This window comes from Pseudoalteromonas sp. Isolate3 (genome assembly GCF_022398505.1).
In the GTDB taxonomy this organism is placed as follows: domain Bacteria; phylum Pseudomonadota; class Gammaproteobacteria; order Enterobacterales; family Alteromonadaceae; genus Pseudoalteromonas; species Pseudoalteromonas apostichopi.
In genome coordinates, this window is record NZ_JAKEVN010000023.1 from 27,755 (window position 1) to 42,609 (window position 14,855).

A 14,855-nucleotide genomic window follows, 5' to 3' on the forward strand; every position below is an offset into this window, starting at 1 on the left:
GTTCCAATGAGTATTGAAATTAATGTACCAGATATCGGTGGCGATGAAGTTGAAGTAACCGAAATCCTTGTTAGCGTTGGCGATAAGGTTGAGGTTGACCAATCGTTACTAACGGTTGAAGGCGACAAAGCATCAATGGAAGTACCTGCTGCACAAGCAGGTACGGTTAAAGAAATTAAAGTAGCTGAAGGTGATACAGTAACCACAGGTTCACTTATCATGATCTTCGAAGGTGAAGAGCAAGCTTCTGCACCTTCTGAAACAAAAGAAGCTGCTAAAGCAGAACCTGCTCAGCAATCTTCAGGTTCAGCTACACAAGAAGTCACTGTACCAGATATCGGCGATGATGAAGTTGAAGTAACTGAAATCATGGTTGCGGTAGGTGACACGGTTGAAGAAGAGCAATCTTTATTAAGCGTTGAAGGCGATAAAGCGTCAATGGAAGTACCAGCGCCAATCGCAGGGACTGTTAAAGAGATCAAAATCGCGACTGGCGATAAAGTAAAAACGGGCTCTTTAATCTTTGTGTTTGAAACTGCATCAAGTGGCTCAGAATCACCAGCTGCAGAATCAGCTCCAGCAGAAGCGGCTCCAGCTGAATCAAGCACTAAAGAAGTAAATGTGCCTGATATTGGTGGTGATGAAGTTGAAGTAACCGAAGTGATGGTTGCTGTTGGCGATAAGGTTGAAGAAGATCAATCAATCTTAAACGTTGAAGGCGATAAAGCATCAATGGAAGTACCTGCACCATTTGCCGGTACAGTTAAAGAAATCAAAGTAGCAGCTGGGGATAAAGTATCAACTGGCTCACTTATCTTTGTATTTGAGGTAGCGGGTAGTGCACCCGCAGCAGCGGCACCTGCTCCTGCAAAAACTGAAGCAGCTCCTGCACCTGCAGCAAAAGCGCCTGCGGCTGAAAAGCCTGCATCAGCACCGGCAAGCAACGAAGGTTTTGCAGATAACAAAGCCTATGCACATGCATCGCCAGTTGTACGTCGTTTAGCGCGTGAGTTTGGTATTAACCTAGCAAACGTAAAAGGCACGGGTCGTAAGAGTCGTGTTGTTAAAGAAGACGTACAAAATTACGTGAAAGACCTTGTGAAGAAAGTTGAGTCAGGTCAGCTTTCTGCAGGTAAAGGTAATGCCGGTGGCGGTGAGTTAGGTCTTATCCCTTGGCCTAAGGTAGATTTTGCTAAGTTTGGTGAGATCGAAGAGAAGAAACTTTCTCGTATCCAGAAGCTATCAGGTGCTAACTTACACCGTAACTGGGTACAAATCCCACATGTTACACAGTTTGATGAAGCGGATATCACAAGCCTAGAAGCATTCCGTAAAGAGCAAAATGCCCTTGCAGAGAAGAAAAAGCTAGGTGTTAAAATCACGCCGCTTGTGTTCGTAATGAAAGCTGCTGCGAAAGCACTTGCTGAATTCCCAACGTTTAACTCTTCTCTATCTGAAGACGGCGAAAGCTTAATCTTGAAGAAGTACATCAACATTGGTGTTGCAGTTGATACGCCAAATGGTTTAGTTGTTCCTGTTTTCAAAGATGTTGATAAGAAAGGCATCATTGAGCTTTCTCGCGAATTGATGGATATTTCTAAGAAAGCACGTGAAGGCAAATTAACTTCATCTGATATGCAAGGCGGTTGTTTCACAATCTCAAGCCTCGGTGGTATCGGTGGTACAGCGTTCACACCAATTGTGAATGCGCCAGAAGTTGCTATCTTAGGTGTATCTAAATCAGAAATGAAGCCTAAGTGGAATGGCAAAGAGTTTGAGCCTAAATTAATGGTTCCATTATCAATGTCATACGACCATAGGGTTATTGACGGTGCACTAGCGGCACGCTTTACTGTGACACTAGCAAGCTATATGAGCGATATCCGTCAATTGGTGATGTAATCGTTTCATAATTTATAAGAATCAAATCCCAGCAAGTTGTTTTTTGCTGGGATTTTTACCATTGGCAATGATACAATCTTTGCCATAGAACAATCTTGGTATAGATATCTGCTCTCCCTTTCTGCCTTGCAGAAACATGGCAGTTAAACTTAAGGGCAGTGTCCCGTTCAAACATTTAAGGTAATAGCATGAGCAACGAATTAAAAACTCAAGTTGTTGTACTAGGCGGTGGTCCTGGTGGTTATTCTGCGGCTTTCCGTGCTGCTGACTTGGGCTTAGAAGTTACATTAGTAGAATCTCGCAACACGTTAGGCGGTGTATGTCTAAATGTGGGTTGTATTCCTTCAAAAGCACTTTTACACGTAGCTAAAGTGATTGATGACGCAGCTGAAATGTCATCTCACGGCGTTACTTTTGGTAAGCCTGAAATCGACCTAGACAAAATCCGTGATTGGAAAGAGTCTGTAATCGGCCAATTAACTGGCGGCCTAGACGGCATGGCTAAAATGCGTAAAGTGAAAGTAGTTAGCGGCTACGGTAAATTCACTGGTAGCAACACCCTTGCTGTTGAAGGTGAAGACGGTACAACAACGATCACTTTTGATAATGCTATTATTGCTGCAGGCTCTCAACCTGTTAACTTACCTTTCATCCCTGAAGATGACCGTGTAATTGATTCAACGGGTGCTTTAGAGCTTAAAGACGTTCCTGAGAAACTACTTGTTTTAGGTGGTGGTATCATCGGTCTTGAGATGGGTACTGTATACCGTGCGCTAGGTTCTGAAATCGACGTAGTTGAGTTTGCTGATCAATTAGTACCAGCAGCTGATAAAGACGTTATTAAGATTTACCAAAAATACGTTAAGAACAAGTTCAACGTAATGCTTTCTACTAAAGTTGTTGGCGTTGAAGCGAAAGAAGACGGTCTATACGTTTCATTCGAAGGTAAAAACGCACCGGCTGACGCAGTACGTTACGACAAAGTACTTGTTGCTGTGGGTCGTACACCTAACGGTAAATTACTTGACGCTGACAAAGCGGGCGTTAACGTTGATGAGCGTGGTTTCATCAATGTTGATAAACAGCTTAAAACAAACGTTGATCACATCTTCGCTATCGGTGATATCGTTGGTCAACCAATGCTTGCGCACAAAGCGGTTCACGAAGCTCACGTTGCTGCAGAAGTTATTTCTGGCCAGAAACATTTCTTCGATCCTAAGTGCATTCCTTCAATCGCATACACAGATCCTGAAATTGCATGGGTTGGTGTAACTGAGAAAGAAGCTAAAGAGCAAGGTTTAAGCATCGAAACTGCAGTATTCCCTTGGGCAGCTTCTGGTCGTGCGATTGCTTCTGCACGTACTGAAGGTCAAACTAAGCTAATCTTCGATAAAGACTCAGGTCGTGTTATCGGTGGTGCTATGGTTGGTATCAACGCAGGTGAAATGTTAGGCGAAATCGGCCTAGCAGTTGAAATGGGCGCAGACGGTGAAGACCTAGCGTTAACTATTCACGCTCACCCAACGTTAAACGAATCAATCGGTCTAGCTGCTGAAATCTTCGAAGGTTCAATCACTGACCTTCCAAATAAAAAAGCAGTTAAAAAGAAGTAAGTTCTTTTGACGAATAGCTTAAAAACCCAGCTTCTGCTGGGTTTTTTGTTTTAGTTTAGAGCTATAACAAACCACTCAGATTAATATCTATTCCCCTTATTTTTAGCTACAATACGCGCCGTTCAATTTTCTGGTAAATACAGTGGCTACTATCTCAAATAACTCCGTGTTAGTACTTCGTGCTTTACAAATGGCTGAGTCTCGTCGTGAATTTAAAGCGCGAGGAGCTAAATTAACGCGTTGTGAGCGCTGTTTATTAGCTGAGCATTATTGTATCTGCGAAGGGGTAGAGCAGGCTGAGAGTGAATCGGCGGTCTGCTTACTTATGTATCACAATGAGAGTTTTAAGCCATCAAATACTGGGCGTTTAATTGCTGAGATCGTTCCAGATAACCACGCTTTTAAATGGGATAGAACGAACCCAGATGATGCTTTGTTAAGCTTATTGGCAGATCCACAGTATCAGCCCATGGTTATTTTTCCTGCTAGTGATGTTGAAGATGAAACCCGTGTGATCACTGAAGTAGTGCCTGAGGACGGTAAACGTCCATTGTTTATCTTTTTAGACGGTACATGGCGCGAAGCAAAGAAAATGATCCGTAAAAGCCCTTATCTAGATAACTTACCTGTGCTTTCTATTACGCCTGAAAAGCTCTCAGATTATCGATTGCGTGTTGCCCCACATGAGCATCAATTAGGCACCGCTGAGGTTGCTATTATGGTGCTTGAGCTAGCTGGTGAAATGGATGCTACGAAAAAGCTAGAGGAACATTTTTTTAAGTTCAGAGATGCATACTTGCTTGGTAAGAGAAATAAAGGGCGTCCAGAGTAGTTCCTTTTGGATAAAAGAAAAGCGCGAACTATCTCTAGTCGCGCTTGCGGAATCTTCTTAATTTTTTGCATCCTGCAATTGAATCTAATCAACTCCCTAAACTTTGCCACTCCATGCGATTACACTTTACTTATTGGTTCTGTGTAATATAAGGCAATCCCGCCTTGTTTCCTTGTAAGTCCATTACATCCTTGCTGGTAATTACTTTACCCTTCCCTTACGTGTCATCCAGACACTATCCCTTTATTTGCAAATCCGTTGCGATGCCCTAACGGCCTGTCCTTTGTTCCACTTTTTTAACTTCCTGTATAACAACATCCTGCTGTTATTCCATTCCACATCATCCTGATGCTGTCCGTAGGTTGTCACTCCTTTGCGTTACTCTTCCTGAGCCTGTCCTTAATTCCTTATTCTCCAAATGAACCTTATTCCGCGGTTTTATGAGTAATGCTTCCTTATCCATCTACTCATTAAGCTTCTTGCTTAGTTGATGTAAATAATTATAGAGAAATGGTCAAAGCTGAGTAGGTCAAAATCCTACTTAATCTATTGGTTATTTTATTGTCATTTAATATATATTATTAAATTTCAATTGGTTATGTGTTTTTTGGCAGTGTTTTCTGGTGCTTTTTACTCAATTGCTGCCATATAGGTGAGACATCTCTTACATGTAAATTCCTAAATGACAGCTAGGTTGATTGAAATATGAGTTTAAACGGGTGCACTTTGCGCTAACTCTAGGTAAAATATTTTGATAATTGTTATTATTTAGGTGCTATAAAATGAAGAAAACAGCCTTAGTATTAGTTAGCGCATTATTGAGCGTGCCGGCATTTGCTGCAGACGTAGTAAATATTTACTCGTTTCGCCAGCCATTCTTAATTCAGCCTATTTTGGATGATTTCACTAAGCAAACTGGCATTAAAACTAATGTGGTATTTGCGAAAAAAGGTCTGATTGAGCGTGTAAAGCGTGAAGGCAAGCACAGTAAAGCTGATTTAGTATTAACCTCAAATTTTAGTGCACTTATTCAATTAGAAGATTTAGGTTTAACACAATCAATTAATAGTGATGTGGTAAATGCGAATGTGCCAAGCACCTTTCGCGATGCGGATGGTCAGTGGATAGCGCTTACTAAACGTGTACGTAATGTATACTCTGCAAAAGAGCGTATTGGTGCTCTTTCTGAGTTAACATATGAAGATTTAGCCGATCCAAAGTACAAAGGCAAAATTTGCACGCGCTCAGGCAAACACCCATACAATTTAGGTTTAGTTGCTTCGATGGTTGCTCACCATGGCGAAGTAAAAACTAAGCAATGGCTAGAAGGTGTTAAAGCTAATTTAGCGCGTAAGCCGCAAGGTAATGACAGAGCACAAGTAAAAGCTGTGAAAGAAGGCTTATGTGATCTGGCGTTAGGCAACAGCTACTATTTCGGTAAAATGCTGCAAGATGAGCAGCAAAAGTCTTGGGCAGAAGCTGTTTATATTAACTTCCCTAATCAAACTAACCGTGGTTCTCATATTAACGTATCGGGCGTTGTTATGACCCGTTACGCTAAAAACCCTGAAAATGCCTTGAAACTGATTGAGTATATGACCGACAATAAGGCGCAAAATATGTATGCTTCAGTTAATATGGAATACCCAGTAAAGCAAGGGGTTGCATTATCTGAGATGGTTGCATCATGGGGGGAATTTAAAGAAGACAGTCTTCCTCTTGATGAGATCAGCAAATATCGCCCTGTGGCACTGAAGCTAATTGACGAAGTAAAATTTGATTTATAACGAGAACACACCTCGTTTTATAAAAGCTGTTTTTTAACAGCTTTTATTTTATCTGGTATTAATCCACTTATGCATGTGAAGTTTTCGCTGTCGCGTTGGCAGCTTATAGCCTGGCTTATTGGCCTGTTGCTTGTTACGCCATTAGGCTTTTTGTTATTTGAATCTCTGCAAGGGGATTCAGACGTATTTCAGCACCTATTTGACACGGTGCTTTGGGATTATACCCGTAATACGCTATTACTCATTGTCGGAGTGGGACTATTAAGCTGCGTTATTGCTTTACCGTTAGCTTGGTTAACTGCCTATTGTGATTTTCCGGGACGTAAGCAGTTTGAGTGGGCTTTAATGCTGCCATTAGCAATGCCAACGTACCTCATAGCTTATGTGTATACTGACTTACTTGATTATGCTGGGCCAATTCAAATAGCGCTAAGAGAGTGGTTTGGTTGGCAATCACCAGATGATTATTGGTTTTTTGATATTCGTACGTTAACCGGGGCCATTATTATGATTGCTCTGGTACTCTATCCATACTTATTCCTTATTTTTAAAACAGCGCTTAGAGAGCAGTCTTTTAAATTAGTACAAGCTAGTCAGTTGATGGGGTTATCGCCATTTAAAAGTTTCTTAAGAGTTAGTTTGCCCCTTGGTCGAGGGGCTATTGTGGCAGGAATAACATTAATCAGCATGGAAGCAATGGCTGACTTTGCCACCGTTAATTATTTTGCGGTGAGTACATTAACGACTGCTGTTTACGATACTTGGCTTGGCTATTACTCATTGACGGCTGCAGCGAAAATCTCTGGCATTATGCTACTCATTTTGTTTTTAACCATCATGGTGGAGCGCTTTAGCCGACGTAATCAAGCTGTATATGAACGTCAGTCAAGTATCAACAGCGCAACATTATATCGCTTAAAAGGCTGTGCTGCATGGGCTGCAAGCTTAGCTTGCATGTTAGTTCTGTTACTTGCTTTTATACTGCCTGTTGGGGTGTTAATTAAGTACGCCATTGCGTATTCCGATGAAGCATGGAATGGGGCATTTTTTAATTACGCTTGGCAGAGTTTTAAAGTCGCTGTTGTGGTGAGTATTGCAACCATCCTATTGAGCTTGTTGGTATTGTTTTATCAGCGAATTGCTAAACAAGCTTACTCTTTACTTCCTGGACGTTTAGCAAGTACAGGTTATGCCTTGCCAGGTACAGTGTTGGCCATTGCCGTATTACTCCCATTAACTCAGCTAGATGATGCATTAAATAACTGGCTTGAGCCTTTTGGTTTATCGCCTGGGTTACTTTTGAGTGGCACTTTATTTGCCATGATCTTTGCTTATGTTGTGCGTTTTTATGCGATTGCGCATGGTGCGCTTGAAAGTAGCTTTCTGCGTATTAGTCCATCGCTAGATATGGCTAGTCAATCAATGGGCAAAGGACCATTACAAACCTTATGGCGGGTACATTTACCGTTGTTAAAACGAGGGATTCTTACTGCTGGTTTGTTAGTATTTATTGAGTGCATGAAAGAGTTGCCAGCAGCTTTATTACTTAGGCCTTTTAATTTTGAAACGCTTGCGACCCATGTTTTTCAGTATGTTAGTGATGAGCAGTTAGAGCTTGCGTCTATTTCAGCTTTGTTTATCGTGTTAGTTGGATTAATTCCTTTGTATTTCGTTAATCGTTCGATGGAGCAAAATCACTCATGAGTCATTTGATAATTCAAGACCTAGCTTATCAGTATAATGGCACTAAGGTGTTGAGTGAGCTCAATCTTAATGTTGAGCAAGATGAAATTGTTTGTTTGCTTGGCGCAAGTGGCTGTGGCAAAACCACCACCTTAAAGGCAATCGCGGGGATTTTACAGCCCGAGCAAGGCTATATGAGCATAGATTCAAATGTGGTCAATGATAGCGGACTATTTGTTGCACCTGAAAAACGTAATATCGGCATGATGTTTCAAGACTATGCGTTATTCCCTCATCTAACGGTTAGTGACAACATTGCGTTTGGCCTCAGTAATATGAGCAAAGCACAAAAGCGTGAGCGCGTGGACGAAATGCTCAGCCTTGTTAAATTAGATGGTTGTGCTGGACGTTACCCTCATCAACTTTCAGGTGGTCAGCAGCAACGAGTCGCGATTGCTCGTGCTCTTGCTTATAAGCCAAGCTTATTATTACTTGATGAGCCATTTTCGAATATTGACACACAAGTACGCTTTGAGCTTATTGCAGATATACGTCGCATTATTAAAGATCAGCAGGTATCTGCGGTATTTGTTACCCACTCGAAGGAAGAAGCTTTCGCCTTTGCCGACACGCTTGCGGTTATGCATGGTGGAAAAATCGCCCAACAGGGCTCCGCGGAGCAGTTATTTAGCCAACCTAACTCAAAGGTGGTTGCAGAGTTTCTTGGTACGGGCATATACTTAACGGCGAAAGTATTAACGCCAACTGAATACGAAACGGCGTTTGGTGTGGTTCACTCATTGACGGCGAACAATGTAGATTGTCAGCAAGGTCAAGTGTACATAAGACCGCACTATATTCAGTTGTGCGAAGCTGCTCACAGTGACGCAAACAGTTTAACAATCTTGCAAAGACGCTTTATCGGTACGCGTTATGTGTATCGTATCAATATTGCAGGGCAAGAGTGTGAAGTTGCCGCAGAGCAAGATCGCGTGTTAGCTGTTGAGCAGCCTGTAAAAATAAAAATAATGCCGCACACAGTCAATTTTTTTCATGATTAATCAATCTTGAATCCTTGGCTAGGTGCAAATAACGAGAAGCTAAGGATTCACTATGGCGCAAGCGCAATCTGGGATTTGTGCTGAAGCAAACTTACATGGTTTGCACCTGTTTTTTAATGTTTACGATGGCCATGATGAGTCATTACGTAAAAAACTAAAACGCGTCAGCGTTATTCAAGATGAGTTTGCAGATCAGTTCTCTGAAGCCATGCTGTCGTGCGTGGTTGCCCTTGGTGCTCAGTATTGGCCGCATATCCTGCCCGAATTTATTCCAAGTCAATTACAAAGCTTTCCTAATGTGACTCATAGTGAGCATGTGATCAGTGCACAGCCTTTTGACTTGTTTGTACAAATTCGCTCAGACCGCGAAGATGTAAACCATCTATTTGCTCTGCAAATTCTAAAGTTATTAACACCGGATGTAGAGCTGGTGGAGCAGGTACGTAATTTTCGGTTTTTAGATGGGCGTGATTTTAATGGCTTTATTTATGCTGGTGATACCCCTCATGGTCGTCAAAAGCGTAGCACGGCTCTTATCAACAAACCGGGGCACTTTGAAGACCAAGGCAGCTATATTCATGTGCAGCGTTTTGTGCATGACTTGAGTGTCTGGCAGCATTTGTCGTTGTTCGAGCAAGAACAAATCATGGGGCGTACGCGTCTTGATAATACCTTGATTGTGCCTGCTGTAGAAACTAGTCATGCGGTTCGCAGTGAACTAAAAGATGAGCACGGTCAGCCACTATTACTTAATCAAAGCATGCCATTTGGTGATGTGCATAAACAGGGGATTTTGATGGTTTCGTGTGCGGCGCAAGGGGATGCGTTTGAGCAGGTATTAAAGAGCCGGTTGGGGCAGGGCGATTGCTATGATCATTGGCTCGATTTTACTCAAGCCGATATGGGATCTGCGTTTTTCGCCCCGTCAGTAAACTTTTTAAAGCAGCTTTAAACTGTATCGAATAAAGTGCGCACGCGATCAAGCGTGACATCGATTTCTGAAATCTTCGCAGGGGCGATAAAAATAGTGTCGTCGCCTGCAATAGTGCCTAGTACACCATCCGCCTTACCTAGAGAATCAAGTAATCGAGCAATTAATTGAGCTGCGCCTGGGCTAGTACGAATAATGATCATCATTTCGTTATGCATAATATCGATAACAAGCTGACGCAGCGGGCTTTTCGCTGTTGGTACACCCATTTCAGCCGGTAAACAATAAACCATTTCTTGCTTTGCATTACGGGTACGTACAGCACCGAACTTGCTTAACATGCGAGAGACTTTACTTTGGCTAATATTATCAAAGCCTTGCTCTTTCAATGCTTCGACAATCTCACCTTGTGAGCCGAAGTTTTCTTCTTTTAATAGCGCTTTAAACGCTTTGATTAGTGCTTCTTGTTTGTCTTGTGGTTGCATGTTGCCGTTTCTTTATTCATAAAATGTGGAGTAATTCTACACAACTCTGCATATTTATGCAGTATTAGTTTACAAAGTCGTCCAAAATGCTGTGTCTTTACAGCTAAGTTTACAACTATGGTCGAAATTATACGCGAAATAAGCAGGATAAATTTGTTTTTAGTCGCTAATTTCATTATCTTTAGGGCCACAAATATTTCCTACCTCAAATTACGGAGAATTCCAATGAAAGTTGCTGTTTTAGGCGCAGCTGGCGGTATCGGCCAAGCATTGTCTTTATTATTAAAAACAAGTTTACCTGCAGGTTCTGAATTATCGTTATATGATGTTGCCCCTGTTGTTCCTGGTGTAGCGGTTGATCTTTCTCACATTCCAACAGACGTTAAAGTTGAAGGCTTTGGTGCTGACAACTTAGACGCAGCATTAGCTGGTTGTGATATCGTTCTTATCCCAGCGGGTATGCCACGTAAGCCTGGCATGGACCGTGCGGACCTTTTCAACGTAAACGCAGGTATCATCAAAACATTAGCTGAAGGCATCGTTAAAAACTGTCCTAAAGCGTTAGTAGGTATTATCACTAACCCAGTAAACGGCACTGTGCCAATCGTTGCTGAAGTATTCAAAAAAGCGGGTACTTACGATGCTAACCGTGTATTCGGTATCACAACGCTTGACGTGATCCGTTCAGAAGCTTTTGTAGCTGAACTTAAAGGTTTAAGCGCAACTGAAGTTAAAGTTCCAGTGATCGGTGGTCACTCAGGTACTACAATCCTTCCTCTTCTTTCTCAAGTTGAAGGTGTTACTTTCACTGATGAAGAAGTTGCAGCATTAACACCACGTATCCAAAACGCAGGTACTGAAGTTGTTAACGCTAAAGCCGGTGGCGGTTCAGCAACTCTTTCAATGGGGGCAGCAGCAGCGCGCTTCTGTATGTCTTTAGTGAAAGGCCTACAAGGTGAAGAAGTTGTTGATTATGCATACGTTGCAGTTGAAAACGGTGACGCAGCATACTTCGCACACCCAGTACGTCTAGGTAAAAACGGCGTTGAAGAAATCCTTTCTTACGGTGAGTTAAGTGCATTCGAAGAGCAAGCTAAAAACGACATGCTAGCTACACTTAACAAAGACATCCAAGAAGGTGTTGATTTCATCAACGGTTAATTCCGCCAGATGATAGGCGCTTTGCTTATTCGTTAACTTAGTAAAAGCGCTGAAAACAAAAAAGCCTGCAAATGCAGGCTTTTTAATGGCTCGAATAAATAGAGTTTAATGATCGCGGGCAACGGCGATGCGGGCCAAACTCTCTAATGCTTGTTTGTAAGGTGTGTCTGGTAAGAAAGCAATACAAGCAATCGCTTTGTCAGCTTCTTGTTCTGCTTTTTGCATCGCAAACTCAAGCGCTTTAGTGTCAGCTAGTGCTGCTAGAATGCTCTCTAAGTGATCCATACCATTACCAAGCTCAATAGCTTCTCGTACCAGCTTAACTTGCTCGGGAGTGCCTTTTTGCATTGCGTAGATAAGCGGTAGGGTAGGTTTACCTTCAGCTAAATCATCGCCAATGTTTTTACCAAGTTGCTCGGCATCGGCGTTGTAATCAAGGACATCATCTACTAGTTGGAATGCAGTCCCAAGATGCATTCCGTATAAGTTTAATGCTTCAAGGGTTTGTTCATCTTGCTCAGTAATAATTGCGGCAAGGCCTGTTGCAGCTTCGAACAATTTGGCTGTTTTGCTGTAAATAACCTGCATGTAGCTTTGTTCTGTGGTGTCAGGGTCGTTACAGTTCATTAGCTGTAATACTTCACCTTCAGCGATGACATTCGTTGCATCAGCCAAAATTTGCATAATTGGCATTTTTCCAAGGCCAACCATTAGCTGAAACGAACGTGTATAGATAAAATCACCCACCAATACGCTTGCTGCATTACCGAACTCAGCATTTGCTGTAGGTGTGCCGCGGCGCAAATGTGACTCGTCGACAACGTCGTCATGCAATAAAGTAGCGGTATGAATAAATTCGATGATAGTGGCAAGCGTAATGTGGTCTTTACCCTCATAACCGAGTGCTTTTGCCGCTAAAATGGCCAACATAGGACGAACGCGTTTACCGCCGCTGTTTACTATGTATAAACCGAGTTGGTTAACCAATGCGACATCTGAACGCATTTGGGCATGTATAAGTTGATTGACGTCATCCATTTCATTTTCGATTAACGTCTGGATAGCTTTTATATCCATTGATCTCCGAGCCAATATTTATGGGTATACGGGGCTGATTGTACAACAAAAAAAGCACTTGCTCGATATTTTGTGATGATTCATTAAAAAAACACTGTAAAGTTTTTTATTTGAGATCAATTTTGCCAAGATAAATTTATAACCTTGATTAATAAGTGATCAGCTTTTTGAATTTTCAAGGTGCGTATTATTAGCGTAATTTAATTGTCATGAGATCGTAAAAACCGCTTGGCATGTGGTGTTTTTAAGATAGAATAGAGAAAAATATTGAATTGCTCTCAATGCAGCTATTTTTTATTCATTTTATCGAAAAAGAGGCTTGCTAGTTTTTGCACATTAGCGTAAACTTCGCGCCCTATTGAAGAATATTTTAGTTGCGTCGATTTGAGGGCGCACAGACGGAGTTAATTATGTACGCGGTTTTCCAAAGTGGTGGTAAACAGCACCGTGTGACTGAAGGTCAAACAATTCGTCTTGAGAAATTAGACGTTGAAACTGGTGCAGCAGTTGAATTTGATTCAGTACTTTTAGTTGCTGATGGTGAGAAAATCGAGATCGGTGTACCGTTCGTAAACGGTGGTAAAGTAACAGCTGAGGTTGTTTCACACGGTCGCGGTGAGAAAGTTAAGATTGTTAAATTTAGACGTCGTAAGCATTCTCGTAAGCAAATGGGCCATCGTCAATGGTTCACTGAAGTTAAAATCACTGGCATTAGCGCTTAATTAGAGGTACTGAGAAATGGCACATAAAAAAGCAGCTGGTAGTACTCGTAACGGTCGCGATTCAGAAAGCAAACGCCTAGGTGTTAAGCGTTTTGGTGGCGAATCAGTTCTAGCGGGTAGCATCATTGTTCGTCAACGTGGTACTCGTTTCCACGCTGGCGCAAACGTAGGTATCGGTAAAGACCACACTATCTTCGCAAAAGCAGATGGTAAAGTTCAATTCGAACAGAAAGGTCCTTTAAACCGTAAATACGTAAATATCGTAGCTGAGTAATCAACTCGATATTTGAAAAACCCCGCCTTTGCGGGGTTTTTTGTTTTAAGGCACATAATAGTGCGTATAAATATATACCTAAGCACCTTGGCATTGGGTGCTGAATAGGGCACTTAGGTATATAATAGAGTTATTAACAAGCCAATCTTAAAGTGAGTAATCATGAAGTTTGTAGATGAAGTAGAAATTCGTTGTGACGCGGGTGATGGCGGCAGCGGTGTCGTATCTTTCCGACGTGAAAAATATGTACCAGATGGCGGTCCTGATGGCGGCGACGGCGGCGATGGCGGCAGCGTGTATCTACAAGCCGATGAAAACTTAAATACGTTAATTGATTACCAATTTGAGCGTTTTCATAAAGCAGAGCGCGGCACAAATGGTCAAAGCCGTAACATGACTGGTAAAAAAGGCGCTGATTTAACGCTTAAAGTACCTGTGGGTACACGTATCATTGATGTTGATACTGAAGAGTCATTAGGTGATTTGACCAAGCATGGTCAAAAGGTTGTTGTTGCAAAAGGTGGTTTCCATGGCTTGGGGAATGCACGTTTTAAATCAAGTACAAACCGTGCGCCTCGTCAAAAAACATTAGGTACACCTGGTGAAGTTCGCAGCTTACGCCTAGAGCTAATGCTACTTGCGGATGTTGGCTTACTTGGTTTACCAAATGCCGGCAAATCAACGTTTATCCGCAGTGTTTCTGCAGCTAAACCAAAAGTGGCTGATTACCCGTTTACGACGCTTATTCCTAATCTTGGTGTAGTACGCCCAGACGCTAATAAGTCATTTGTAATTGCTGATATCCCTGGTCTAATCGAAGGCGCTTCAGATGGTGCTGGCCTGGGTATTCGCTTCTTAAAGCACTTAGAGCGTTGTCGTGTATTACTGCATATCATTGATGTTATGCCTGTTGATGGCACAAATCCGGTTGATAATGCCTTTGCGATTATTAATGAGCTGCACCAATACAGCCCTAAACTTGCTGAAAAGCCGCGCTGGTTAGTGTTTAACAAAATTGACCTATTACCAGAAGGTGAAGCTGAAGCCCTGTGTAATGAAATTGCCGAAGAGCTAGGTGAAGAGGCTAATGTTTACCGTATCTCTGCTGCGAATAAACAAAATACTCAAGCACTTTGTCATGACATTATGGCGCTACTTGATAGTATGCCGAAAGAGAAATTCGCTGAAGAAGAGAAAGAAGAAGTTGAATTTAAGTGGGATACTTATCATCAGAAAGCGACCTCTCAAGACGATGATGATTGGGATGACGACTGGGATGATGATGACTACGATGTAGAAGTTATCTACCAACGATAAAATTTAAAAC

At 42.0% G+C, this 14,855-nt stretch carries 13 protein-coding genes; 11 read left to right on the plus strand and 2 right to left on the minus strand.

The genetic code is table 11. From position 1 onward, the window contains the following. The first annotated feature begins 6 nt into the window (after positions 1 to 6). From aceF to L1D46_RS07270, 7 genes are all read left to right on the plus strand, one after another. Positions 7 to 1,902 carry a pyruvate dehydrogenase complex dihydrolipoyllysine-residue acetyltransferase gene (aceF, locus tag L1D46_RS07240; protein WP_239977180.1) on the plus strand — a complete coding sequence of 632 codons (1,896 nt, stop codon included), beginning with the start codon at positions 7 to 9 and terminating at the stop codon, positions 1,900 to 1,902. 188 nt (positions 1,903 to 2,090) lie between these two features. Next, positions 2,091 to 3,515: a dihydrolipoyl dehydrogenase gene (gene lpdA / locus L1D46_RS07245; RefSeq protein WP_054562783.1), complete on the plus strand. Its 1,425-nt coding sequence runs from the start codon at positions 2,091 to 2,093 to the stop codon at positions 3,513 to 3,515. A 190-nt stretch (positions 3,516 to 3,705) separates the two neighbouring features. After that, the gene (locus L1D46_RS07250; RefSeq protein ID WP_275668417.1) at positions 3,706 to 4,347 is read left to right on the plus strand and encodes a tRNA-uridine aminocarboxypropyltransferase; all 642 of its coding nucleotides are present in this window, start codon (positions 3,706 to 3,708) and stop codon (positions 4,345 to 4,347) included. 782 nt (positions 4,348 to 5,129) lie between these two features. Beyond that, positions 5,130 to 6,134 (plus strand): Fe(3+) ABC transporter substrate-binding protein, encoded by a 1,005-nt coding sequence (locus tag L1D46_RS07255; RefSeq protein WP_130049695.1) that lies wholly within the window; start codon positions 5,130 to 5,132, stop codon positions 6,132 to 6,134. A 69-nt stretch (positions 6,135 to 6,203) separates the two neighbouring features. Then, positions 6,204 to 7,838, plus strand: coding sequence for an iron ABC transporter permease (locus L1D46_RS07260; RefSeq protein ID WP_239977181.1), 1,635 nt, complete (start codon positions 6,204 to 6,206; stop codon positions 7,836 to 7,838). Continuing rightward, positions 7,835 to 8,878 carry an ABC transporter ATP-binding protein gene (locus L1D46_RS07265; RefSeq protein WP_130049693.1) on the plus strand — a complete coding sequence of 348 codons (1,044 nt, stop codon included), beginning with the start codon at positions 7,835 to 7,837 and terminating at the stop codon, positions 8,876 to 8,878. The genes L1D46_RS07260 and L1D46_RS07265 overlap by 4 nt, the downstream gene beginning before the upstream one ends. A gap of 52 nt (positions 8,879 to 8,930) precedes the next feature. Next, positions 8,931 to 9,830 (plus strand): Dyp-type peroxidase, encoded by a 900-nt coding sequence (locus tag L1D46_RS07270; protein WP_130049692.1) that lies wholly within the window; start codon positions 8,931 to 8,933, stop codon positions 9,828 to 9,830. On the opposite strand, the gene argR is transcribed toward L1D46_RS07270, so the two are convergent. Continuing rightward, positions 9,827 to 10,294: a transcriptional regulator ArgR gene (gene argR, locus L1D46_RS07275; RefSeq protein WP_054551012.1), complete on the minus strand. Its 468-nt coding sequence runs from the start codon at positions 10,292 to 10,294 to the stop codon at positions 9,827 to 9,829. The two genes, L1D46_RS07270 and argR, sit on opposite strands and share 4 nt — an antisense overlap. 225 nt (positions 10,295 to 10,519) lie before the next feature. Here argR and mdh point away from each other — a divergent pair, with 225 nt between their 5' ends. After that, complete coding sequence (gene mdh / locus L1D46_RS07280; protein WP_130049690.1) at positions 10,520 to 11,455, plus strand: malate dehydrogenase; 936 nt, start codon at positions 10,520 to 10,522, stop codon at positions 11,453 to 11,455. A 105-nt stretch (positions 11,456 to 11,560) separates the two neighbouring features. On the opposite strand, the gene ispB is transcribed toward mdh, so the two are convergent. Beyond that, a complete protein-coding gene (gene ispB, locus L1D46_RS07285) occupies positions 11,561 to 12,532 on the minus strand; it encodes an octaprenyl diphosphate synthase (RefSeq protein WP_054562777.1) in 972 nt (323 codons plus the stop codon). Between the two features lie 410 nt (positions 12,533 to 12,942). Between ispB and rplU the strand changes: the two genes are divergently transcribed. The 3 genes from rplU (at position 12,943) to cgtA (ending at position 14,845) form a co-directional block, all read left to right on the plus strand. Continuing rightward, the gene (gene rplU, locus L1D46_RS07290; RefSeq protein ID WP_036965957.1) at positions 12,943 to 13,254 is read left to right on the plus strand and encodes a 50S ribosomal protein L21; all 312 of its coding nucleotides are present in this window, start codon (positions 12,943 to 12,945) and stop codon (positions 13,252 to 13,254) included. 16 nt (positions 13,255 to 13,270) lie between these two features. Beyond that, on the plus strand, positions 13,271 to 13,528 hold the full coding sequence (gene rpmA, locus L1D46_RS07295; RefSeq protein WP_054551015.1) for a 50S ribosomal protein L27: 258 nt from the start codon (positions 13,271 to 13,273) through the stop codon (positions 13,526 to 13,528). A 162-nt stretch (positions 13,529 to 13,690) separates the two neighbouring features. Beyond that, positions 13,691 to 14,845: an Obg family GTPase CgtA gene (gene cgtA / locus L1D46_RS07300; protein WP_130049689.1), complete on the plus strand. Its 1,155-nt coding sequence runs from the start codon at positions 13,691 to 13,693 to the stop codon at positions 14,843 to 14,845. Positions 14,846 to 14,855 lie beyond the last annotated feature (10 nt).